The 23,939-nt window shown below is 54.4% G+C and carries 23 protein-coding genes and 1 pseudogene; 12 read left to right on the top strand and 12 right to left on the bottom strand.

All coding sequences use genetic code 11. The features are described from left to right. Nucleotides 1–2 precede the first annotated feature (2 nt). From B9P82_RS07815 to hycI, 6 genes are read left to right on the top strand one after another with little or no spacing between them, the layout of a single operon-like run. Complete coding sequence (locus tag B9P82_RS07815; protein WP_101700157.1) at nt 3–926, top strand: respiratory chain complex I subunit 1 family protein; 924 nt, start codon at nt 3–5, stop codon at nt 924–926. 17 nt (nt 927–943) lie between these two features. Further along, nucleotides 944–2,653 carry a formate hydrogenlyase subunit HycE gene (hycE, locus tag B9P82_RS07810; RefSeq protein ID WP_016154186.1) on the top strand — a complete coding sequence of 570 codons (1,710 nt, stop codon included), beginning with the start codon at nt 944–946 and terminating at the stop codon, nt 2,651–2,653. 9 nt (nt 2,654–2,662) lie between these two features. Beyond that, nucleotides 2,663–3,205, top strand: a complete 543-nt coding sequence (gene hycF / locus B9P82_RS07805; protein ID WP_016154185.1) for a formate hydrogenlyase subunit HycF — start codon at nt 2,663–2,665, stop codon at nt 3,203–3,205. After that, nucleotides 3,205–3,972: a formate hydrogenlyase subunit HycG gene (hycG, locus tag B9P82_RS07800; protein ID WP_016154184.1), complete on the top strand. Its 768-nt coding sequence runs from the start codon at nt 3,205–3,207 to the stop codon at nt 3,970–3,972. Before hycF ends, hycG begins: the two co-directional genes overlap by 1 nt. After that, complete coding sequence (locus tag B9P82_RS07795; RefSeq protein ID WP_003037385.1) at nt 3,969–4,379, top strand: formate hydrogenlyase maturation HycH family protein; 411 nt, start codon at nt 3,969–3,971, stop codon at nt 4,377–4,379. The genes hycG and B9P82_RS07795 overlap by 4 nt, the downstream gene beginning before the upstream one ends. Continuing rightward, nucleotides 4,372–4,842, top strand: coding sequence for a hydrogenase maturation peptidase HycI (gene hycI, locus B9P82_RS07790; protein WP_101700156.1), 471 nt, complete (start codon nt 4,372–4,374; stop codon nt 4,840–4,842). The genes B9P82_RS07795 and hycI overlap by 8 nt, the downstream gene beginning before the upstream one ends. Nucleotides 4,843–4,916: 74 nt before the next feature. Here hycI and B9P82_RS07785 read toward each other — a convergent pair whose 3' ends face one another. Then, nucleotides 4,917–5,156: a SymE family type I addiction module toxin gene (locus B9P82_RS07785; RefSeq protein ID WP_016154182.1), complete on the bottom strand. Its 240-nt coding sequence runs from the start codon at nt 5,154–5,156 to the stop codon at nt 4,917–4,919. A 272-nt stretch (nt 5,157–5,428) separates the two neighbouring features. On the opposite strand from B9P82_RS07785, the gene B9P82_RS07780 reads away from it, so the two are divergent. Next, complete coding sequence (locus B9P82_RS07780; protein ID WP_049282636.1) at nt 5,429–5,893, top strand: OB-fold putative lipoprotein; 465 nt, start codon at nt 5,429–5,431, stop codon at nt 5,891–5,893. A 76-nt stretch (nt 5,894–5,969) separates the two neighbouring features. On the opposite strand, the gene B9P82_RS07775 is transcribed toward B9P82_RS07780, so the two are convergent. Both B9P82_RS07775 and ascF read right to left on the bottom strand, forming a co-directional pair. Continuing rightward, a complete protein-coding gene (locus B9P82_RS07775) occupies nt 5,970–7,394 on the bottom strand; it encodes a 6-phospho-beta-glucosidase (RefSeq protein WP_016154180.1) in 1,425 nt (474 codons plus the stop codon). A gap of 22 nt (nt 7,395–7,416) precedes the next feature. Continuing rightward, a complete protein-coding gene (gene ascF / locus B9P82_RS07770; protein ID WP_049268536.1) occupies nt 7,417–8,871 on the bottom strand; it encodes a PTS cellobiose/arbutin/salicin transporter subunit IIBC in 1,455 nt (484 codons plus the stop codon). Between the two features lie 264 nt (nt 8,872–9,135). Between ascF and B9P82_RS07765 the strand changes: the two genes are divergently transcribed. From B9P82_RS07765 to hypF, 3 genes and pseudogenes are all read left to right on the top strand, one after another. Next, complete coding sequence (locus B9P82_RS07765; RefSeq protein WP_049268537.1) at nt 9,136–10,149, top strand: LacI family DNA-binding transcriptional regulator; 1,014 nt, start codon at nt 9,136–9,138, stop codon at nt 10,147–10,149. A 145-nt stretch (nt 10,150–10,294) separates the two neighbouring features. Next, entirely contained in the window at nt 10,295–10,840 is a 546-nt protein-coding gene (gene hydN, locus B9P82_RS07760; RefSeq protein ID WP_003037366.1) for an electron transport protein HydN, read from the top strand. 94 nt (nt 10,841–10,934) lie between these two features. After that, nucleotides 10,935–13,174 (top strand): annotated as a pseudogene (gene hypF / locus B9P82_RS07755) (carbamoyltransferase HypF). A gap of 110 nt (nt 13,175–13,284) precedes the next feature. Here the strand turns inward: hypF and norW are convergent. Next, entirely contained in the window at nt 13,285–14,418 is a 1,134-nt protein-coding gene (gene norW, locus B9P82_RS07750) for an NADH:flavorubredoxin reductase NorW (protein WP_049268539.1), read from the bottom strand. After that, a complete protein-coding gene (gene norV / locus B9P82_RS07745) occupies nt 14,415–15,863 on the bottom strand; it encodes an anaerobic nitric oxide reductase flavorubredoxin (RefSeq protein ID WP_049268540.1) in 1,449 nt (482 codons plus the stop codon). Before norV ends, norW begins: the two co-directional genes overlap by 4 nt. A gap of 190 nt (nt 15,864–16,053) precedes the next feature. On the opposite strand from norV, the gene norR reads away from it, so the two are divergent. After that, entirely contained in the window at nt 16,054–17,571 is a 1,518-nt protein-coding gene (norR, locus tag B9P82_RS07740; protein WP_049268541.1) for a nitric oxide reductase transcriptional regulator NorR, read from the top strand. Here norR and gutQ read toward each other — a convergent pair. The 7 genes from gutQ to srlA form a co-directional block, all read right to left on the bottom strand. Then, nucleotides 17,568–18,533 (bottom strand): arabinose-5-phosphate isomerase GutQ, encoded by a 966-nt coding sequence (gene gutQ, locus B9P82_RS07735; protein ID WP_016157311.1) that lies wholly within the window; start codon nt 18,531–18,533, stop codon nt 17,568–17,570. The two genes, norR and gutQ, sit on opposite strands and share 4 nt — an antisense overlap. Beyond that, a complete protein-coding gene (locus B9P82_RS07730; protein ID WP_003037350.1) occupies nt 18,526–19,299 on the bottom strand; it encodes a glucitol operon DNA-binding transcriptional repressor SrlR in 774 nt (257 codons plus the stop codon). The genes gutQ and B9P82_RS07730 overlap by 8 nt, the downstream gene beginning before the upstream one ends. Nucleotides 19,300–19,369: 70 nt before the next feature. Then, entirely contained in the window at nt 19,370–19,729 is a 360-nt protein-coding gene (gene gutM / locus B9P82_RS07725) for a transcriptional regulator GutM (protein ID WP_016154172.1), read from the bottom strand. A gap of 97 nt (nt 19,730–19,826) precedes the next feature. Continuing rightward, on the bottom strand, nt 19,827–20,606 hold the full coding sequence (gene srlD, locus B9P82_RS07720) for a sorbitol-6-phosphate dehydrogenase (protein ID WP_003037345.1): 780 nt from the start codon (nt 20,604–20,606) through the stop codon (nt 19,827–19,829). A 17-nt stretch (nt 20,607–20,623) separates the two neighbouring features. After that, complete coding sequence (srlB, locus tag B9P82_RS07715) at nt 20,624–20,986, bottom strand: PTS glucitol/sorbitol transporter subunit IIA (RefSeq protein ID WP_016157310.1); 363 nt, start codon at nt 20,984–20,986, stop codon at nt 20,624–20,626. Between the two features lie 13 nt (nt 20,987–20,999). Beyond that, nucleotides 21,000–21,971, bottom strand: coding sequence for a PTS glucitol/sorbitol transporter subunit IIB (locus B9P82_RS07710; RefSeq protein WP_016157309.1), 972 nt, complete (start codon nt 21,969–21,971; stop codon nt 21,000–21,002). Beyond that, a complete protein-coding gene (gene srlA, locus B9P82_RS07705; protein WP_049268542.1) occupies nt 21,968–22,531 on the bottom strand; it encodes a PTS glucitol/sorbitol transporter subunit IIC in 564 nt (187 codons plus the stop codon). Before srlA ends, B9P82_RS07710 begins: the two co-directional genes overlap by 4 nt. 264 nt (nt 22,532–22,795) lie before the next feature. Between srlA and mltB the strand changes: the two genes are divergently transcribed. Further along, entirely contained in the window at nt 22,796–23,875 is a 1,080-nt protein-coding gene (mltB, locus tag B9P82_RS07700) for a lytic murein transglycosylase B (RefSeq protein ID WP_049268544.1), read from the top strand. Nucleotides 23,876–23,939 lie beyond the last annotated feature (64 nt).

The following is a 23,939-nucleotide window of genomic DNA, read 5'->3' as shown; positions in this document are numbered from 1 at the left end:
GAATGAGTGTTTTATATCCGTTAATTCAGGCGCTGGTGCTGTTTGCCGTTGCGCCGCTGCTGTCCGGTATTACCCGCGTGGCACGTGCGCGTTTGCACAATCGCCGCGGTCCGGGCATTTTGCAGGAATACCGCGACATTATCAAACTGCTGGGCCGTCAGAGCATTGCGCCTGCGGATTCCAGTTGGGTTTTCCGCCTGACGCCGTTTGTGATGGTGGGTGTGATGCTGACTATCGCCACCGCGTTGCCGGTAGTGACCGTTGGCTCACCGCTGCCGCAACTGGGCGATCTGATCACCTTAATTTACCTGTTCGCCATCGCTCGCTTCTTCTTCTCTATCGCGGGCCTGGATACCGGTAGCCCGTTTACCGCTATTGGCGCCAGCCGCGAAGCGATGCTCGGCGTGCTGGTTGAACCTATCCTGCTGCTGGGTCTGTGGGTAGCGGCGCAGGTTGCTGGCTCAACGCATATCAGCAATATCGCCGATACCATTTATCACTGGCCTGCTGCACGCAGCATTCCGTTGATTCTGGCGCTGTGCGCCTGTGCTTTCGCCACCTTTATCGAAATGGGCAAACTGCCGTTCGATCTGGCAGAGGCAGAGCAGGAGCTGCAGGAAGGTCCATTGACCGAATACAGCGGCAGCGGTTTTGCGGTGCTGAAATGGGGCATTAGCCTTAAGCAACTGGTCGTTCTGCAAATGTTCGTTGGCGTGTTCCTGCCGTGGGGACAGATGGAAACCTTCACCTCGGGTGGGCTGCTACTGGCGCTGGTGATTGCCGTCGTCAAACTGGTTCTCGGCGTGCTGGTCATCGCCCTGTTCGAAAACAGCATGGCGCGTCTGCGTTTTTGCGCCACTTCACGCGTGACCTGGGCCGGTTTTGGGTTTGCGTTTTTAGCGTTCGTCTCCTTGCTGGTGGCGTGATTTAAGAGAGTTTGAGCATGTCTGAAGAAAAATTAGGTCAACAATATCTCGCGGCGTTGCACCAGGCCTTCCCGGGCGTCGTGCTGGATGAAGCCTGGCAGACCAAAGATCAGTTGACGATCACCGTCAAGGTGAACTACCTGCCGGAAGTGGTGGAGTTCCTGTACTACAAACAGGGCGGCTGGTTGTCCGTGCTGTTTGGTAACGACGAACGTCAGCTGTGCGGTCATTATGCTGTGTACTACGTGCTGTCGATGGAGCAGGGTACCAAGTGCTGGATTACCGTCCGTGTTGAAGTCGATGCCAATAAGCTGGAGTTCCCGTCCGTCACGCCGCGCGTGCCTGCTGCGGTCTGGGGCGAGCGCGAAGTGCGCGATATGTACGGTTTGATCCCGGTTGGTTTGCCCGATGAGCGTCGTCTGGTACTGCCGGATGACTGGCCGGACGAACTCTACCCGCTGCGTAAAGACAGCATGGATTATCGCCAGCGCCCCGCGCCGACTACCGATGCTGAAACCTACGAGTTCATCAACGAACTGGGCGACAAGAAAAACAACGTGGTGCCGATTGGCCCATTGCACGTCACCTCTGATGAACCCGGTCACTTCCGTCTGTTTGTTGACGGCGAGAACATCATCGACGCCGACTACCGTCTGTTCTATGTCCACCGCGGCATGGAGAAGCTGGCGGAAACCCGCATGGGTTACAACGAAGTGACCTTCTTGTCCGACCGCGTGTGCGGCATTTGCGGCTTTGCGCACAGCACTGCCTATACCACCTCCGTCGAGAACGCGATGGGCATCGTCGTGCCGGAACGTGCGCAGATGATCCGCGCCATTCTGCTGGAAGTTGAACGCCTGCACTCGCACCTGCTGAACCTCGGCCTGGCCTGTCACTTTACCGGTTTTGACTCCGGCTTTATGCAGTTCTTCCGAGTGCGTGAAACCTCCATGAAGATGGCGGAGATCCTCACCGGGGCACGTAAAACTTACGGTCTGAACCTGATCGGCGGTATTCGTCGTGATCTGCTGAAAGAGGATATGATCCAGACCCGTCAACTGGCGCAGCAGATGCGTCGTGACGTGCAGGAACTGGTCGATATGCTGCTCAGCACGCCGAACATGGAACAGCGTACCGTAGGTATTGGCCGTCTGGATCCGGAGATTGCCCGTGACTTCAGTAACGTCGGCCCGATGGTACGCGCCAGCGGCCATGCGCGTGACACCCGCGCCGATCACCCGTTTGTGGGCTATGGCCTGCTGCCGATGGAAGTTCACAGTGAGCAGGGTTGCGACGTTATTTCTCGTCTGAAAGTCCGTATCAATGAAGTCTACACCGCACTGAATATGATCGACTTTGGTCTGGACAACCTGCCAGGCGGCCCGCTGGCTGTGGAAGGTTTCACCTACATTCCACACCGCTTTGCGCTGGGCTTTGCTGAAGCGCCGCGCGGGGATGACATCCACTGGAGTATGACTGGCGACAACCAGAAACTGTATCGCTGGCGCTGTCGCGCGGCGACTTACGCCAACTGGCCGACGCTGCGCTACATGCTGCGTGGCAACACCGTTTCCGATGCCCCGCTGATTATCGGTAGCCTCGATCCTTGCTACTCCTGTACCGACCGTATGACTGTGGTCGATGTGCGTAAGAAGAAGAGCAAAGTCGTGCCGTACAAAGAACTTGAGCGCTACAGCATCGAGCGTAAAAACTCGCCGCTGAAATAAGGAATCGCCATGTTTACCTTTATCAAAAAAGTCATCAAAACCGGGGCGCCGACGTCGTCGTATCCGCTGGAGCCGATTGCGGTCGATAAAAACTTCCGTGGCAAACCGGAACACAATCCGCAGCAGTGCATTGGCTGTGCGGCCTGTGTGAATGCGTGCCCGTCGAATGCACTGACGGTAGAAACCGATCTGGTCACCCATGAGCTGGCGTGGCAGTTCAATCTCGGTCGTTGCATCTTCTGCGCCCGCTGCGAAGAAGTCTGCCCGACGGCGGCAATCAAGCTGTCGCAGGAGTATGAACTGGCGGTGTGGAAGAAAGAGGATTTCCTGCAGCAGTCCCGCTTTGCGCTGTGTAATTGCCGCGTATGTAACCGCCCGTTTGCGGTACAAAAAGAGATCGATTACGCCATTGCGCTACTTAAGCACAACGGTGACAGCCGTGCGGAAAACCACCGTGAAAGCTTTGAGACCTGCCCGGATTGTAAGCGCCAGAAATGTCTGGTGCCGTCTGACCGTATTGAACTGACTCGCCATATGAAAGAGGCTAGCTGATGAGCAATTTATTAGGCCCACGTGACGCCAACGGTATTCCGGTACCGATGACGGTGGATGAATCCATTGCCAGCATGAAAGCATCGCTGCTTAAAAGCATCAAGCGTTCAGCGTACGTTTACCGTGTGGACTGCGGCGGCTGCAACGGCTGTGAAATCGAAATCTTCGCTACGCTTTCTCCGCTGTTTGATGCCGAACGTTTTGGTATCAAAGTTGTACCATCACCGCGCCATGCGGATATCCTGCTGTTTACCGGCGCGGTAACGCGTGCCATGCGCTCTCCGGCGCTGCGCGCCTGGCAGTCTGCGCCAGATCCGAAAATTTGTATCTCTTACGGTGCCTGCGGTAACAGCGGCGGTATCTTCCACGACTTATACTGCGTATGGGGCGGCACGGATAAAATCGTACCGGTGGATGTGTATATTCCTGGCTGTCCGCCAACGCCAGCGGCTACGCTGTACGGTTTTGCAATGGCGCTGGGTCTGCTGGAACAAAAAATTCACGCGCGTGCGCCAGGTGAACTGGACGCACAGCCGGCTGAAATTCTGCATCCGGACATGGTTCAGCCGCTGCGCGTGAAGGTGGATCGTGAAGCACGCCGTCTGGCGGGCTACCGCTACGGTCGCCAGATTGCTGATGACTATATGACGCAGTTAGGGCAGGGCGAGCATCAGGTGGCGCGCTGGCTGGAAGCGGAAAACGATCCGCGTCTGACCGAGATCGTCACGCATCTTAATCATGTTGTCGAAGAGGCGCGTATCCGATGAGTGAAACGGTGGTGTTCAGTCAACTGAGCCGTAAGTTTATTGATGAGAACGATGCAACGCCCGCTGAGGCGCAGCAGGTTGTCTATTACAGCCTGGCGATTGGTCACCACCTTGGGATCATCGATTGCCTGGAAGCGGCGTTAACCTGTCCGTGGGATGAATATCTGGCGTGGATTGCCACGCTTGCCGAAGGCAGTGAAGCCCGCCGGAAAATGGAGGGCGTGCCGAAGTACGGCGAGATCGTCATCGATTTCAACCATGTGCAAATGCTGGCGCGCGCGTTCGATGATGCGCGTGCCGTGCAGACCCCGCAGCAGCAGGAGTGGAGCAAGCTGATGCTTAGCATGCTTCACGATATCCACCAGGAAAGCGCCATCTATCTGATGGTGAGGAGACATCGTGACTGACGTTTTATTATGTGTGGGTAACAGCATGATGGGCGATGACGGCGCGGGGCCGCTGTTGGCCGAAATGTGTGCTGCAAATCCTCAAGGTCAATGGGTTGTCATCGACGGCGGAAGCGCGCCGGAAAACGACATCGTCGCCATCCGCGAGTTGCGCCCGCAGCGTCTGTTGATTGTGGATGCCACCGATATGGGGCTAAATCCTGGTGAAATCCGCATTATCGATCCTGATAATATTGCCGAGATGTTCATGATGACCACCCACAACATGCCGCTGAACTACCTGGTCGATCAGCTGAAAGACGACGTTGGCGAGGTGATTTTCCTTGGTATCCAGCCGGATATTGTCGGTTTTTACTACCCGATGACACAGCCGATCAAAGATGCGGTAGATACCGTCTATCAGCGATTAGCCGGGTGGGAAGGACACGGTGGGTTCGCTGAATTAGAGGCACCGGAAGCCTGAGCCTGAGGGCACTGAATACCGGATGGTGTGTCGCATTACCACCATCCGGATAACGTCGACACCCTCGAAACAGACTATTCACCTGCTTGTTCAATAATTAATTTCCCCTGCGTAACCGATACTTTTACCGACGTGCCCGTTGGGAACCCCGCCTGTTCCAGCCAGTCTCCGTTCATCGTGAGTGAAGCATGGCGGCTTATACGTCGTGTAAAACCGGTTTTGCGATCTTCATGCCGTACTCTGACATAGCTGACTTTAAAATGACGTAATGGCTTGTTGATAACCGCTTCGGCATTACCATTTTTACCAGACATAAACACTCCCTTGTTACGAATAAAACGATGGAAAACTACTGAATAAAATGCCAGTAAAAAGGCGGGAGGGCAAACCCGAAACTGGAAGGCAGATCCAGAAAATAGAATGCAAATAATGAAAAAGATGAGAAGTTGATAATAGCTGGGGGGAGAATATTCTCTTCTTTTACTAATACGGGAGTTATATTATATTTCGGCGTTGTTCAGGGAGGTTATATACTCGAATTATTTAGAATTTGAATATATGGGAAATTAATATACAGGAGTTATTTATGCGTTCAGGTATTCGTTTGGTAAATTTAATTATTATTTCCTCTCTTCTTAGCGGGTGCGAGACGGCGGCTGACGCGTTCTTCTCTGCGGGAGACCGATTATTTCAACCGGGGGAGTCATCAGCTGCGTCAATGCCAACCTTGTCCGTCGCTGATTTTGTCGCGCCCTATACCTTAAATCCTGTTAAAGCCAATAAGGACTATCTTGGTGAGTGGGTGAAGCTGCGGGGCGTGGTCATTGATATTCGTAAGATTAATGGTATTTCCAATGCTTATTCTTATCTTGTCAGCCTGAAAGACGAAAATAATAAAACGAACAACGTGATTCAGTTCCAGTTTGGCTCCCATAATAGTACGAATGTTGAGTCATTACAGATTGGCCGGAGCGCGACAATTATTGGTCAGGTTCACGCGTTGGGCGAAGCGCCTTTGCCGCTGCTGCAAAATCCTAAAGTTGTACAATAAAAATGATAACAGACAGCGGGTATATATATTCTGAATAATACGTGTTGCCGGATGGCAGTGTCATCCGGCAATATTGTTATTCCAGATCGGTCCCGTTGCTCGCAATCACTTTCTTATACCACCAGAACGATTTTTTGCGTTTACGCGCTAACGTGCCGTTGCCCGCGTCATCGCGGTCCACATACACAAAACCGTAGCGTTTGCTCATCTCACCGGTTGAGGCTGAAACCAGATCGATACAGCCCCAGGTGGTGTAGCCCAGCAGCGGCACGCCATCCTCAATAGCATCTGCCATGGCGCGAATGTGCTCGCGTAAATAGCTAATGCGATAGTCGTCATTGATTTCGCCGTTAGCATCGATTTCATCTTTCGCCCCCAGCCCGTTTTCCACCAAAAACAACGGCTTCTGGTAGCGGTCATACATCATATTCATGGTGATGCGCAGACCGAGTGGGTCGATGCCCCAGCCCCATTCGCTGGCGGCAATGTACGGATTACGCAGCGACTTCACCACGTTAGCGGCGCTGGTATTGCCAGTATTCATTTCAGCGGAGGCGCAGCGCGATGCGTAATAGCTAAACGAGACGAAATCGACGGTGTTTTTCAGGATATCGTCATCTCCCGCCGCTTTTTCTATCACCACGCCTTTTTCGCGAAACACACGGGCAGAGTAAGCGGGGTAAGCCCCGCGCGCCTGCACATCAATAAAGAACAGGTTTTCGCGGTCTTTTTCCAGTGCGGTCCACACATCTTCCGGTTTACAGGAATAAGGATAAAAATTACCGCCCGCCAGCATACAGCCGACCTGGTTTTGCGGATTAATTTCATGGGCAATTTTAGTTGCCAGGGCGCTGGCAATCAGTTCGTGGTGGGCGGACTGATATTTCACCTGATCCTGATTTTCACCTTCTTCAAACACCAGTCCGGCGCCAGAAAAAGGGCTGTGCAGCATAATGTTGATTTCGTTGAACGTTAGCCAGTACTTCACCAGACCGTCAAAGGCCTCGAAGCAGGTACGGGCGTAGCGGGTAAAGAACTCTACCATTTTGCGGTTACGCCAGGAGCCATACTCGCTGACCAGATGCATCGGCACATCGAAGTGACACAGCGTAACTAACGGCTCAATACCGTATTTTTTACACTCGGCAAACACGGCCCGGTAAAACGCGATACCCTCTTCATTTGGCGTCAGCTCGTCGCCGTTAGGGTAGAGACGGCTCCAGGCAATGGAAGTACGAAAAACCGTAAACCCCATTTCCGCCATCAGCGCGATATCTTCTTTATAGCGATGATAAAAGTCGATTGCCTGATGGCTGGGATAAAATTCGTCATCCCGCAGCGTAAAGCGTTTTTCCTGACCCAGTTTGACGGCCATGCGGTTTGTGCCGTGGGGGATCATATCGACGGTGGTCAGCCCTTTGCCGCCTTCCCGGTATGCCCCTTCAGACTGGTTGGCGGCCAGTGCGCCGCCCCATAAAAATCCTTGCGGAAAAACAGACATAGTTAACCTCAGTTCATACCAGTCAAATGCTGGCTCTATTGATATTGCCTGGTTGCGCGGCCTGGTTGCTTCTGGCCTGCGCGGCTGCATCTTCGACAGGAATATCTTCAAAGCCGAGGAGCAGTGTTAATACAAAGGAAAGCACGACCGCCAGCGCCATCACGCCAAACACCCAAACGATGGTCATCGGATTGGCTGGATCGAAAAACTGTACGCTGGTGAACAAGCCTGGAGCCGCCATGGAGTGGCTCGCCAGTCCGGCCATTCCGGCAACGGCACCGCAGATAAAGCCGCTGATAAGACTCGCAATCAGTGGGCGTTTCAGGCGGATCGCCACGCCATACAGCGCGGGTTCGGAAATGCCTGCCATGATGGCCGAGGCGGCTGCCGCTAACGCCGTCTGACGCAGTTCCGGGTTTTTGGTTTTCCATGCCACTGCCAGCGATGAACCGCCCAGCGACAAATTGGCGCCGATTTCTGACGGCATCACCATGCCTTCTTTTCCGGTTTCGGCAATGGTCTGAATAATGGTTGGCGTGAAGACGCGGTGCATACCGGTCATCACCAGCAGCGGCCACAATGCGCCCATAATGGCCACCGACAGCCAGCCGAGATAGCCGTGAATGGTATAAACCAGTGCTGAAATTGCACTACCGATCCAGATACCGATCGGGCCAATGATGACGATGGCGAGTGGGGCGGCGATCAGCACGATTAGCATCGGTTTAAGGAAGTTTTTGGTTACCGCCGGAGTGATGCGATCGACCCAGCGTTCGATGTAGGACAGACACCAGGTCATGACCAGCGCCGGGATCACCGTGTAGGTGTATTTCACCGCCGTCACCGGGATCAGGGCAAACTCAACGTGCTCACCCTGCGCGGCCTTCGCCATCAGTTCGATGAAGCTGGGATGCACCAGTACGCCAGCGATGGCGATTGCCAGCGACATGTTGGTTTTGAATTTTATGGCTGCTGAGGCGGCGACCATCAGTGGCAGGAAGAAGAAGGCGCCGTCGCCGATTACGGTCAGAATAGTGAGCGTGGACGATCCTTTCACCAGCACGCCGGTCATTTCGAGGATCATTGCCAGCAGCTTGAGCATTGATCCGCCGATAATAGCCGGGATCAACGGGGACATTGTGCCGATCAGCGCGTCGAGGATCCCAGCGCCAATCCGCTTCAGCGTCAGCCGAGGTTTGGTTTGCGGCTCTGCAGGTTGCATATTGGCAGGTAACAGGCTGACTACCTCGCGATACGCCTGCGAAACGGTGTTGCCGATGATCACCTGGCACTGGTTATCGCTGCGCACCACGCCGAGCACGCCAGGGAGCGTCTTCAGCGTCGTGCTGTCGACCTGCGAGTCATCTTTGATAACGAAACGCAAACGGGTCATACAGTGGGTCACTGCTGTGATGTTGTCCACGCCTCCCAGAGCCGTCACAACCGAGCGCGCCAGCGCTGCATAATTTTTGGACATCGGATTTAATCCTGTTTTATCAGTAGAGTACGTTATGTTTTATCCGTTTACGTTGGTCGCTTTTCTGGGTTGATGAAACGCAGATAGGAAACCGGTTCCACAAAATCATGTTTAAATTACACGTAATGGGCAAGTTTTAATTTTGATCATTTTTTATAATTGTGACTCCGATCACCAGATGTCAGCGTTTGCAATTTAGCAGCAAGGACAGCGGCGAAACGGTGCAGTACACTGCGTCACATTGAGAGAAAAGGGATGAGTAATATGACCACGATGCTGGAGGTAGCGAAGCGTGCCGGGGTGTCAAAAGCGACGGTTTCCCGGGTGCTTTCCGGGAATGGTTATGTCAGCCAGGAAACCAAAGACCGCGTGTTTCAGGCCATTGAAGAGAGTGGTTACCGCCCTAACTTGCTGGCACGCAGTCTGGCAGCGAAAACTACGCAGACGCTGGGTCTGGTGGTAACTAACACCCTTTATCACGGCGTCTATTTCAGCGAACTGCTGTTTCATACCGCGCGGATGGCGGAAGATAAGGGACGCCAGTTGTTGCTGGCTGACGGTAAGCACAGCGCAGAGGAAGAGCGTCAGGCGATCCAGTACCTGCTCGACCTGCGCTGTGACGCGATTATGATCTATCCGCGTTTTCTTAGCGTGGATGAGATAGACGATATCATCGACGCCCACGCCCAGCCGATTATGGTGCTTAATCGGCGGCTGCGAAAAAATACCAGCCACTGCGTGTGGTGCGATCAAAAGCAAACCAGTTTTAACGCCGTTACTCAACTCATTGCCAGCGGCCACAAAGAGATTGGTTTTATTACCGGCTCAATGGATTCGCCTACCTGCGTAGAGCGACTTTCAGGCTATAAAGACGCGCTGGCACATCATGGTATTCCGCTTAATAATGATTTGATTGTTAAAGGGAAATGGACGCCAGCCTGCGGCGCAGCGGGAGTCGATACTTTGCTTTCGCGTCAGGTCAATTTTACCGCGCTGGTGGCCAGCAATGATGATATGGCGATCGGTGCGATAAAGCAGTTGCACGCGCATGGCGTGCGCGTCCCTGCTCAGGTGTCGGTGATTGGCTTCGACGATATCGCCATCGCGCCATACACTATTCCGGCGCTTTCCAGCGTCAAAATCCCGGTAACGGAAATGATCCAGGAAACGATAGGCCGCCTGATCTTTATGCTGGATGACGGGGCGTTTACGCCGCCAAAAACCTTCACCGGTGAACTCATTCAACGCGACTCTGTTGCGCCGCTCGTTTTGCGCTGACGGCTGTCATTTGTCATCGTCACTAGTGACGATGACACGGCTTCTCTGCATTCATCAAAATAAAAAACCTTTAATAACAGTCAATTAAATTCTGGCACGATTTATGAATGCTTCGGCAGATAATCTGTCATTGCTGGAGAAATTGATGAACCGTTTCATCATTGCAGACGCCAATAAATGCATTGGTTGCCGTACCTGTGAAGTGGCCTGCGTGGTATCCCATCAGGATAACCAGGACTGCGCATCGCTGACCCCTGAAACCTTTTTACCCCGCATTCACGTCATCAAAGGCGTTAATGTCTCCACGGCGACGCTGTGCCGCCAGTGTGAAGACGCGCCGTGCGCTAACGTCTGTCCGAACGGTGCAATCAGCCGTGATAAAGGCTTTGTCCACGTGATGCAGGAGCGCTGCATTGGGTGTAAAACCTGCGTTGTGGCTTGCCCTTATGGCGCAATGGAAGTGGTCGTGCGTCCGGTTGTTCGTAACAGCGGGGCAGGTCTGAACGTCCGGGCAGAAAAAGCCGAAGCCAATAAGTGCGACCTGTGCCACCATCGTGAGGCCGGCCCTGCCTGTATGGAAGTCTGCCCGACTCACGCGCTGATTTATGTGGATCGCAATAAGCTTGAGCAACTGAGCGCTGAAAAACGCCGTCGCGCGGCGCTGGATTCCACTGCATCTTTGCTGTTCTGATATCTGAAAATCCGCGTAAAATACGTGCCGGATAAGGCGAAGCCGCCATCCGGCAAACGGACATTTCAGGGATACAATACCGCGGGAATTCATCATGACAATAAACAACCACTCCGGCGTACAGCTGCGTATTCGCGGTAAGGTACAGGGCGTCGGATTTCGCCCCTACGTCTGGCAACTGGCGCAGCGGTTACAGCTACATGGCGATGTGTGTAACGACGGTGACGGTGTGGTTGTGCGTATACAGGAAGATCCGGCAGAGTTTATTGCGCAGTTGCATCAACACTGCCCGCCGCTGGCGCGCATTGACAGCGTTGAGAGCGAACCGTTCGCCTGGACGCAGCCGCCTGCCGATTTCTCGATTCGGCAAAGTGCTGGCGGCACGATGAATACGCAAATCGTTCCGGATGCCGCGACCTGTCCCGAATGTCTGGTTGAAATGAACACCCCCGGTGAACGCCGCTATCGTTATCCCTTTATCAACTGCACCCACTGTGGCCCGCGCTTTACGATTATCCGCGCCATGCCCTACGATCGCCCGTTTACCGTGATGGCGTCATTCCCACTCTGTGCGCAATGCGATAAAGAGTATCGTGATCCATACGACCGTCGCTTCCATGCCCAGCCCGTTGCCTGTCCGGCATGCGGTCCCCACCTCGAATGGTTTAGCGCGGGTGAGCGGGCGGAGAAAGAAGAGGCGTTGCAGGCGGCAGTATCGCGCCTGAAAGCAGGCGGTATTGTGGCCGTTAAAGGGATTGGTGGGTTTCATCTGGTGTGCGATGCACAAAATGATGACGCCGTAGCGCTGCTCAGGCTGCGCAAACACCGTCCGGCAAAACCTCTGGCAGTGATGCTGCCCGGTGATGACGGACTGCCTGAACCCGCTCATCGTTTGCTGACAACCCCAGCCGCGCCGATCGTGTTGGTGCAGAAACGCTATATCGCAGCATTGAGCGAGGGCATTGCGCCAGGGTTAACGGAAGTGGGCGTCATGCTGCCAGCGAATCCGTTGCAGCATTTGCTCTTACAAGAGATGAAGTGTCCGTTGGTAATGACCTCCGGCAATCTCAGCGGCAGACCGCCCGCTATTACCAACGCGCAGGCGCTGGAAGATTTACACGAAATTGCCGATGGTTTCCTGTTGCATAACCGCGAAATTGTGCAGCGGATGGATGACTCTGTGGTACGCGACAGTGGCGAGATGCTGCGTCGTTCACGGGGTTACGTGCCGGATGCGGTGGCGCTGCCGCCAGGATTTCACGACGTGCCGCCGATGCTTTGCCTGGGCGCAGATCTGAAAAATACCTTCTGCCTGGTGCGTGGTGAACAGGCGGTTATTAGCCAGCATTTGGGCGATCTCAGCGATGACGGCATTCAGCAGCAGTGGCGTGATGCGCTGCGCCTGATCCAAAACATTTATGACTTTACGCCGCAGCGTATCGTGCATGATGCACACCCTGGTTATGTTTCCAGTCAGTGGGCCAGCGAAATGAATCTGCCAACCGAAACGGTGCTGCATCACCATGCGCATGCCGCTGCGTGTCTGGCCGAGCACGCTGGTCGCTCGAGGGTGGCGACGTGATTGCTCTGACGTTAGACGGTATCGGCATGGGGGAAAACAGCGCGCTGTGGGGGGGAGAGTGTTTGCGGGTCAACTATCGTGAATGCGAACACCTTGGCGGCTTGCCAGCGGTAGCGCTGGCGGGGGGCGATCTGGCGGCAAAACAGCCGTGGCGCAATTTGCTCGCGCAGTGCCTGCGTTTTGTTCCTGACTGGCAGCGCTACCCGGAAACATCGGTGCTGCAACATCAAAACTGGAACGTGCTGGCGCGCGCCATTGAGCGGGGGATTAACGCGCCGCTGGCGTCATCGTGCGGACGGCTGTTTGATGCCGTTGCCGCCGCGCTTCAATGTGCGCCGGAATCGCTGAGTTATGAAGGTGAGGCAGCCTGCGCGCTGGAGGCGATGGCATCGCAATGTGCTGGCGTTGAGCACCCTGTCACGGTGCCGCTTGATGGCAATCAGCTGGACTTAGCGGTTTTTTGGCAGCAATGGCTGACCTGGCAGGCCAAACCTGCCGAAAGAGCGTGGGCGTTTCACGACGCGCTGGCGCGTGGGTTTGCTACCCTGATGCGTTTGCAGGCCGAAGAGCGGGGGATTAAGACGCTGGTATTCAGCGGAGGTGTGATGCATAACCGCTTATTGTCAGCCCGGCTGGCGTTTTATCTGCATGATTTTACCTTACTGTTCCCACAGCGTTTACCGGCGGGCGACGGCGGGTTGTCGTTGGGGCAGGGCGTGATTGCCGCGGCGCGGGCGTTGGCGCAAAAATAAAAAAAGCCCCGGGACTGGCGGGGCAAGAACAACAGGTCGGGGCATACCGACAAGTGGCAACGCACATCCATGTGCGTGAGGTTAATAAATCAAGCAACGGTATCCTGTACTTACACGGGCAGCGTTTTCAGCAGCGCAAAGGCCTCTTTCATGCGGTCTTCGCTGACGACAAAGGCACATAGCTGGCCTGCATCGTTCATCCCTCTGGCCACCATCCCTTGCACTTCGGCGGCAATATGCCAGTTCAGATCGCGGCGCTGGGTTTCCCCAGCCAGATGCAAGGGTAATTCCGGCGTTTTGACTTTTACCAGCATGGCAGGCAACTTCAATGGTGCATTGCCGCCGAGCAGGTTTTTCGCCAGATACATGGCGCTCAGCTGAATCGGTTGCAGGAACGGGAGTACCTGACTGTTAATTTCCGCACAGTCGCCGAGAGCATAAATGTCCGGGTGGCTGGTTTGCAGGTAGCTGTCGACGCAGACGCCGCGATTGATGTTCAATCCGGCGCGACGCGCCAGCGCGGTTTCAGGGCGCAGACCCGTAGCGGCGATCACCGCATCGACTTCTACGCTGCGGCTACGATCGAGCGTGGCGCGAATCCCCGACTCCGTTTTCTCCAGCCCCTGAAGCTGCGATTTCAGCAGCAGGTGTACGCCCATATCGGTCAAACGATGCTGTAAGCGACTGCTTACTTCTGGCGGCATCAGCGAAGCCAGAATGCTGGCGGCGTTGTCGATAAGCGTCACCGCTTTACCAGCACGACAAAAATCCATCGCCAGCTCGCTGCCAATCAAGCCGCCGCCGACAATCAGCACCCGTTGGGCGTCACGCAGTTGTGTTTCACAGGCGCGATACTCTTGTTGGCTGTTCAATGTGAACATTAACTCACGTCCGGTAATCGGCGGTACGAACGCCGACGCTCCCGTCGCCAGCACCAGTTTGTCGTATGGCCACTGTTGCTCCTGGTTTTTCACTACGTGAGCATCGGCATCGATGTCGGTTACCCAGGTGTGCGGAAAGAGGCGCAAATTAAACTGTTCGGCAAACTCCCCCGCCGACTGGCGGGTGAGGTCGTCTGCACGTTGCGACTGACTGATAACATGGCTGAGATCGGGCTTGTTGTACTCATCCATACTGTCTGCAGCAATCAGGGTCAGCGGGACATCTGCATCCTGCTTACGGATATTTTTGACTAACTGGCGGGCGGCGAAGCCTGAACCAATAATGACAATTCCGCGGCTCATTTTGCCTCCGTTGCCAGTACGTCAAAGACGTCTTTACCTAATGAACATTCCGGGCACAGGAAGTTATCCGGCACGTCGCTCCACGGTGTTCCCGGCGCGACATCCTGCAGCGGTTCACCTTTTGCCGGGTCGTAAATCCACTGGCATACGCTGCACTGCATGCTTGGACCAAGATCAGCGGTAGCCGCAGCGGCACAGGCGCACTCTTCCTCTTTGGTTGCCGTTTTGACGATTGTTTCCGGCAGCGGAGCAAGCGCCCACTGACGTGCGATTTCACGGCCATGCTGGCGACACAGTTCCAGCGCGTCCAGATCCGGACGCCATTTCGCTTTCAGACTCAGCGACATCTCGAAACCGGCATCCTGCAAGCGTGTGGACAAACGGTCTACCGCACCGCCGCTCCAGCCGTGTGAACCAAAGGCGCTGGCGCGTTTGTTACGAAAACGCAGGCCGGTCATCTCTTCTACCAGACCGGCGATTTTTGGCATCATTACGTTATTCATCGTTGAAGTACCAACCAGCACGCCTTTAGAGCGGAAGACGTTAGTCAGGACTTCGTTTTTGTCGCTACGGGCGACGTTAAAGATTTTCACCGCCACGTTCGGGTCAACTTCGTTGATGCCCTGGGCAATGGCGTCCGCCATCATGCGGGTGTTGTTGGACATGGTGTCGTAGAAAATGGTGATACGGTCTTCCTGATAGTCAGCCGCCCATTTCAGATACATTTCAACGATTTGTGTCGGGTTGTCGCGCCATACCACGCCGTGGGAAGTGGCAATCATATCCACCGGCAGGTTGAAGCCGAGAATCTCAGTGATTTTCGGTGTAACCAGACGGCTGAACGGCGTCAGGATGTTGGCGTAGTAACGCTGGCACTGTTCGAACAGTTCGGTCTGGTCAACTTCGTCGTTAAACAGACGTTCATCACAGTAGTGCTGGCCGAAGGCGTCGTTACTGAACAGCACCGCATCGCCGGTCATGTAGGTCATCATGCTGTCAGGCCAGTGCAGCATCGGCGTTTCAACGAAGATCAGCTGCTTAGCGTTGCCAATGTCCAGCGAGTCGCCGGTTTTCACCACGTTGAAGTTCCACTCCGGGTGGTGGTGGTGCCCGTTGATAGAGTCAATAGCGTTGGCTGTGCAGTAAATTGGCGTGTCAGGGATGCAGGACATCAGCTCAGTCAGCGCACCGGCATGGTCCTCTTCCGCGTGGTTAATGATGATGTAGTCGATATCTGCCAGGTCAATTTCACTGCGCAGGTTCTGCACGAATTCACGGCTAAACTTGTGGTCTACTGTATCGATCAGGACATTTTTTTCTTCACGGATGAGATAGCTGTTGTAGCTGCTACCGCGCAGCGTTTTATATTCAGTCCCGTGGAAATCACGAACTTCCCAGTCACGTTGGCCAACCCAATGAATGTTATTTTTAACCAGAATAGACATAGCAACCTCAGTAATTAATTCAGCGTTTTTCTAAAAAAGATGTTTTGCTTATTGCAGGTTGCGTGCCAACTTTTTATTTGTTGATTTTAAAGGGTTTGTTTTTTAATGCCTATAAGGTGGTAGTCAAAATGACTATTCATTTTATTGTCAATATGACAATATGAATTGTCAAAATGACAATGAGGTCGTCATGAGTTTTTCCGTAGACGTGCTGGCGGGTATCGCCATTGAATTACAAAGCGGTATTGGACATCAGGACCGTTTTCAACGCCTGATAACCACCTTGCGTCAGGTGTTGGAGTGCGACGCGTCGGCATTGCTGCGCTATGAGTCGCGACAGTTTATTCCGCTGGCGATCGATGGGCTGGCGCAGGACGTTCTCGGCAGGCGCTTTACCCTGGAAGGGCATCCTCGTCTGGAGGCGATTGCCCGCGCCGGGGACGTGGTTCGTTTCCCTGCTGACAGCGATTTGCCAGACCCTTACGATGGGCTGATTCCGGGCCAGGAGAGCCTGAAGGTACACGCCTGCATTGGCTTACCGCTGTTCGCCGGTCAAAATCTGATTGGCGCGTTAACGCTGGATGGCATGGAGCCCGATCAATTCGATGTTTTCAGCGATGAAGAACTTAGGCTGATTGCCGCGCTGGCGGCGGGCGCGCTGAGCAATGCGCTGCTGATTGAACAACTGGAAAGCCAGAATATGTTGCCGGGCCCGTCGACGGCCTTCGAGCAGGTGACTGAAACCCAAATGATTGGCCTGTCGCCCAATATGCTGCAGTTGAAAAAAGAGATTGAGATTGTGGCGGGATCCGATCTCAACGTACTGATTAGCGGCGAAACGGGGACCGGGAAGGAGCTGGTAGCTAAGGCTATCCATGAAGGTTCGCCGCGCGCGGTGAATCCGCTGGTGTATCTGAACTGCGCGGCGTTGCCGGAAACCGTAGCGGAAAGTGAGCTGTTTGGTCACGTAAAAGGCGCCTTTACCGGGGCTATCAGCAATCGTAGCGGTAAGTTTGAAATGGCTGACAATGGGACGCTGTTTCTCGATGAGATTGGCGAACTCTCGCTGGCGTTACAGGCTAAGTTGCTACGTGTGTTGCAGTACGGCGATATTCAGCGTGTGGGTGACGATCGCAGCCTGCGCGTGGATGTTCGGGTGCTGGCGGCAACGAACCGTGATTTACGGGAAGAGGTGCTGGCCGGGAATTTCCGTGCGGATTTGTTCCACCGTCTGAGCGTCTTTCCCCTTTCCGTACCGCCCCTTCGTGAACGCGGCGAAGATGTGGTGCTGCTGGCCGGTTATTTTTGCGAACAATGTCGGCTGCGGCTGGGACTTTCCCGCGTGGTGTTAAGTCCCGGCGCACGTAGCCATCTGTTGAATTATGGCTGGCCCGGGAACGTGCGCGAGCTGGAACATGCTATTCACCGGGCGGTTGTTCTGGCAAGGGCCACCAGGGCAGGGGATGAAGTGGTGCTTGAGGCGCAGCATTTTGCCCTGCAGGATGAAAACCCGGCTCCCCAGGCGGAGGTTGTTGCGGAGATCCCGCAGCATCGCAACCTGCGTGAGGCAACGGAGTCATTCCAGCGGGAGATGATCCGCCGGGCGTTGGCGCAAAATAATCACAGTTGGGCGGCAAGTGCGCGGGCGCTGGAAACAGACGTCGCCAACCTGCACCGGCTGGCGAAACGTCTGGGGCTGAAGGATTAGATAATACCTGCCTGATAGAAATCCTGCAGGTTGATAGCACCGGTGAGTTTACCGTTTTCATCAACCACCGGTGCGGCAGTGATTTTGCGCTTCATCAGGATCTCTTTGGCGTCAATGGCGCGGCTCTGCGCCTGCAGCGTAATGCCATTATGGGTCATTGCTTCGCTAACCTGAGTGGTGAGCGCTCCGCCGCCAACCAGCCAGCGGCGCAGGTCACCGTCGGTAAAGACGCCTTTCACCAGCGACTCGTCGTCGCAGACTGCCACCAGGCCAAGACCCGTACGGCTTAGTTCCAGCATCGCGTCCATGACGCTGGTGGTGAGCGTCACCTGCGGAATGGCATCGTCACGGCGCATCAGATGATGCACTTTATTTAACAGACGAGCGCCCAGCGCACCCGCCGGATGCGAGCGGGCAAAATCTTCTTCGTTAAAGCCGCGCGCCTGCATCACGGCGATTGCCAACGCGTCGCCCATCATCAGAGTGTTCACGGTACTGGAAGTCGGTGCCAGGCGCATCGGACAGGCTTCGCGCTCAACGGAAATATCCAGCACGGCTTTGGCTGCCAGACCCAGCGGTGAGGTCGGTTTTCCGGTCATTGCCAGCAGAGCGACGGACTTGTCTTCCAGGCGCGGAATGATGAGATCCAGTTCTTTTGCGCCGCCGGAGTAGGAAATAAACAGCATGACATCACGGCTTTCAATCATCCCTAAGTCGCCGTGCAGCGCTTCAGCCGGATGCACAAAAAAGGCGGGCGTGCCGGTACTGGCGAGGGTCGCGGCTATTTTTTTGCCAATATGGCCTGATTTGCCAATCCCGGAGACAATCACTTTGCCTTCGCAGTGGATGATAGTATTGGCGGCGCGGACAAAATCATCGCCCAGTCGTTCAGGCAGTCGGCTGGCTTCCTGTAGCTCCAGCATTAACGTCTGACGGCCCGCGTTCAGTAGTGCATCACTCATTGGTTTCTCCGGTTATGATCACTTCAATCCCTTTTGCTTCCAGCGCCTGACGAAACGCTGGGTCGATACCCGCATCGGTAATCAGCTTGTCGACGCTTTCCAGACTGCACACAACATTGGGGCTTTTGCGCCCAAATTTTGACGAGTCAGCCATCAGAATCACTTCGCGAGCGGCATTGCACATCGCTTTACTGACGCTAAACACCTCATTAAAGGTGGTCACGCCGGCATTGAGGTCAATGCCGTCGGTGCCCATGAAGAGTTTATCAAAGCTGAACTGCTCAAAGGCGTTTTCTGCCAGCTGACCGTGAAATGACGCAGATTTTTTGCGAAAGGTCCCGCCGGGCATCAGGATAGTTTGCTCGTTGTCCAGCTCTGAAAGGGCGTTAACAATGTGCAGACTGTTGGTCATGACGGTGATGTTGCTAAAGCGGGTGAGCATCGGCACCATCTGCAATACGGTGCTGCCCGCATCCAGAATAATCGAGTCGCCATCGTGAATAAAACGGACGGCGGCTTCGGCAATCTGCTCTTTTTTATGCGTATTGATTAGCGTTTTGTGATCGATTGGCGGGTCGGATTCGTCTTTATTTAATACCACGCCGCCATAGGTACGAATGACGGTTCCGGCATTCTCCAGAATGACCAGGTCTTTGCGAATGGTCGTGCCGGTTGTGTCAAAGTAGTGGGCCAGTTCTTCAACCGAGCATTTTCCCTGCTTTTGCAGATGCTCCAATATGGCTGCCTGTCGCTGACGAGGTTTCATAGGCGTGATTACCCTGACTTATTAGGTTGCAAAATGATAATTTCGCAAGCTATTAGCATTCACAACGAAATTACCCATGTTTCAGTTTAAGCGCCAATGATAGTGCATTCTGCGCTAACGGATCATGGGGAAAGATCACATCAGGCTGTAAATCATCAAGATGTTTGCCCATTATCGTGGCAATTTTACCGGGCCTGGCAAATACAGTAAGACCTTTCATAAATAACGAATCGGTAACCCGCTGCTGCTCATCCAGCGCGATGGCGACCACCACGCGGGGTTTAAACCGTCCACCGGAACGACCTACGCCAACCCGACCCCGCTGGCAGAGTTGATCAAACGCCCGGTTAAAGCGGGATATTTGCCAGCCACCGAGCGCCAGTTGCAGGCACCAGGCGATAGCGGCGACGGTAATCAGTGCGGAAACCATAATGTGCTCCTTTGATTTTGCCGGATGGCGGCTGTGCCTTATCCGACCAGGTGTGTGTAGGCCCGGTAAGCGCAGCGCCACCGGGCAATCATGTTTCTTAGAACATCACCTGACCACCGGTCACGTTAATGGACTGACCGGTGCAGTAAGAGGCTTTCGGGCTGGCGTAAAACAGCAGCATGTTCAGCACGTCCTGATAATCGCAGCCGCGCTTAAGCGGAACCTTATCAATGTAGTACTGCTCGACTTCGTCTGGCTTAAGGCCAAGCTTGGTCGCATATTGCGGTAATAATGACTGAAACATCGGTGATTTCAGCAGATTGCCGAGCATCAGTGAATGCACGGTGATCCCGTACTCTGCCAGATCCAGCGCCAGCGACTGGGTTAAACCTACGCCGCCAAATTTTGCCGCGCTATAGCCTGAGTTGTGTTTACTGCCCACTTTCCCTGATTTGGAGTTGATCTGGATAATGCGTCCCTGGACGCCATCGCGGATCATCAGGCGTGAAAATTCCCGTGCGCAGAGAAAGTAGCCGACCAGATTCACCTGCAACGAGCGATCGAAATCCCCAAGCTGAAAGTCGCTGATAAACGCGGCTTTTGCGATACCCGCGCTGTAAACCAGCAGATCGACGCGGCCAAATATTTCATCCACTCCGCGCGACAGCGCCAGCACACTTTGTTCGCTGGTGGCATCAGCGCCAAAACCGTAGGCGGTGCCTTCGCCAAACTCGGCGTTAATTTCCTGCGCGACGTTGGCGGCTTTATCGCTTTGGATATCCACCACCGCGACGCGGTACCCTTCTGTCGCAAGCCCACGGCAAAGGAATGCCCCCAGGGTCTGGCCTCCACCAATGACAACGGCAACCTGATTCATCTTTATCTCCTTCAATCTTAAGCAATAAACTTCAAAATACAGCCCGGTGCGATACCGTCCGGTACGGGGCCCGCAACGTGTACGGTGCCGGGAAATTCCGCTTCACTCAGTCCGTCAAAACGCAGAGTGATATGCCCCAGTTCACGTAAGTTTTGTTCCGCCACGCTGCCAACGGCTGTGACCGGGTAGTGATGCTGGCCTAGCTCAAATTGGATCCCTGCCTGCAAAGAGCCGTTCAGCTCCCCATGGCAATGGATGAAGCAAAATTCTTCGATATCCGCAGGCGCGCCTTCACGAAAGGTAATTAGCATCTGGTCGCAGAGTGCATCCGGGGCGCTCTGGCCGATGCGGGTGATGGTGGTTTCATAAATCACGGTCATTTTTGAGTGCCTCTTATTGGTAAATAAAGCCGGAAACAAACCAGGCGATGAGAACGGTCGGTGCGCCGGTCAGAAAACGACTCACCAGTACGGATGGCACACCGACGCGGACCGTGTCCTGGCGCGCTTCGGCTAGCGACAATCCGACTGGAATAAAGTCGCATGCCGCCTGAGCGTTAATGGCGAACAAGGCAGGTAGCGCCAGATGCGGAGGAATGTTCCCCAAACCAATCTGTACGCCGATCAGGACGCCGATAACCTGGGCGATGACCGCACCAGGGCCGAGGAAAGGGGACAGCAGCGGGAAAGAGCAGATCAGCGCCAGGGTTACCAGCCCCAGCGGATGGCTGGCCAGCGGTGCGAGTCCGTGGGCAATCCAGTCCCCCAGGCCAGACGCCATAATGATGCCGATCAGCGCCGAGACGAACGCCATAAACGGCAGAATGGTTTTCAGGACGGTATCGATAGTGTCTCGCCCAGCCTGAAACAGAACCGCAACGGCTGAACCCATTCCCATGCCGACTTTTGCCAGCAGACCGTCGCTTTGTTCGGTAATTTTCTTGCTGGTGTCGTACTCGCGACCCATCGTGCTGTTTGCTGGCGTTGGCGCAGCGGATGCTTCACCGACGACGGTAATGTTTTCTTCTTTCACGCCAGAGACATAGATATCTTCGATAATATATTGGGCCAGCGGACCTGATTTACCCGTCGCGTGAATATTCACTGTTGGTATACGGCGTTTTGGATAGATCCCGCAGCGCAGCGTGCCACCGCAGTCGATGATCGCCACGCCAATTTCGTTCTCTGGCGGCTCGCCTTCTTTGAAGCCATCAACGGCCTGCCAACCTGTCAGGCTGGCTATCCTGTCGACTATTGCGGGGCGAGTCCCGGCGGTGATATAGACAATTTTCTTGCCTGGCACGGCATCCAGTTCAAGCGGGCCGCCCCAGCCGCCGGTGCCTTTTTCAATACGAATACGCGTCATGATGCTGCTCCCGCCAGATGTACTTTCTGCTCAAGTTGAATGCCCATTTTTTTCTCAAAGATGGTGGTGGTGAAATCGGTCACCCAGCCGCGGAAGAAGTTGGTCACCAGGCCGACCAGCAAATAGCTCACCGCCAGCGGGCCGAGCGGAAGACCCAGCGTGGTCAGTCCGCTGGCGATCCCCAGATAGACGAACAGCTCACCGGGGTTGATGTGGGGAAATAAGCCGTTCATTGAATGGCAGCTGTAAGAGGCGGCTGCGTAGTAGCTGGGCTTGAACTTTTCCGGCATAAAGCGGCCCAGGCTCAGCGTCATAGGATTACAAAACACAAATGTGCCGATGCACGGCAGCAGTAGATAGCGGGACAGCGGGTTTCCGGCGCAGCGCTGGGCAAAACGTTCAATACGTTGCTGACCGATAAAGTTAATCAGCGCATTCATGATGACCAGCAGACTGATCAGCAGAGGCAGAATACCGGTCACCATGTCGGTAAACACCTCTCCGCCTTTCTGGAACAATCCGATAAACCACTCAGCACCGAGTGTGATGGTGTCGATCATTATTCTCTCCTGTAGGGGTTTTAGTTATCTTGCCAAACGGTAACTAATTTTAATCAGATCGAAAGATTTAAAAGTGTTATTTTGATCGCAAAATGAAAGATAAATATTTTAATTTGAAAGATTGTGCGTGAGAACGCGCAAATGTGCCGGTCAGGAGTGTAAGAGGGGGGAAATTCTGTGAAGGAGAGCGACTACTGCTTCCTTGTGTGGCGGAGGATGCTTTACCATACTTCTCCCAGGCTGAATTTGTTTAATGGATGTCTCATGTTCAAGCGTCGTTATGTAGTGTTACTTCCCCTTTTCGTATTGCTTGCTGCTTGTAGCAGCAAACCTAAACCTTCAGAGACTCAAACGACTACGGGTACGCCATCCGGCGGCTTCCTGCTTGAGCCACAGCACAATGTCATGCAAACGGGCGGCGATTTTGCCAATAATCCGAACGCGCAGCAGTTCATCGAGAAAATGGTGAACAAGCACGGCTTTGACCGCCAGCAGTTGCAGGAGATCCTGTCGCAGGCCAAGCGTCTGGACTCGGTATTGCGTTTGATGGACCGCCAGGCGCCGACGACTCAACCGCCAGCCGGACCTAACGGTGCATGGCTGCGGTATCGTAAACAGTTCATCACTCCGGATAATGTGCAAAACGGTGTGGCCTTCTGGAACCAATATGAAGATGCGCTGAACCGTGCATGGCAGGTCTACGGCGTACCGCCGGAAATTATCGTTGGCATTATTGGCGTAGAGACTCGCTGGGGCCGCGTGATGGGTAAAACGCGGATTCTGGATGCGTTAGCGACGTTGTCGTTTAACTATCCTCGTCGTGCGGAATATTTCTCTGGTGAACTGGAAACCTTCCTGCTGATGGCGCGAGATGAAAGCGACGATCCGCTCGATTTGAAAGGTTCTTTCGCAGGGGCGATGGGCTACGGCCAATTTATGCCATCTTCCTATAAACAATATGCCGTTGATTTCAATGGCGATGGTCACATTAACCTGTGGGATCCGGTTGATGCTATCGGTAGCGTGGCGAACTATTTCAAAGGCCACGGCTGGGTAAAAGGCGATACGGTCGCGGTTCCGGCGAATGGCCAGGCGCCTGGGCTGGCGAACGGCTTTAAAACCCAGTACAGCATTTCTCAACTTGCCGCCGCGGGCCTGACGCCGCAGCAGTCGTTGGGAAATCATCAGCAGGCCAGCCTGCTGCGACTGGATATCGGTACCGGTTATCAGTATTGGTATGGACTGCCGAACTTCTACACCATCACCCGCTACAACCACAGTACCCACTATGCAATGGCCGTGTGGCAATTGGGTCAGGCGGTCGCGCTGGCGCGCGTGCAGTAATCATTTGTTATCGGTCTACAGGGGCAATTCCTTGTAGACCGAATAGGCTATCCTGGTGCGTTAT

This window comes from Citrobacter sp. L55 (assembly GCF_002850715.1).
GTDB classification, from domain to species: domain Bacteria; phylum Pseudomonadota; class Gammaproteobacteria; order Enterobacterales; family Enterobacteriaceae; genus Citrobacter; species Citrobacter braakii.
This window is presented reverse-complemented; position numbering and strand designations above follow the sequence as displayed.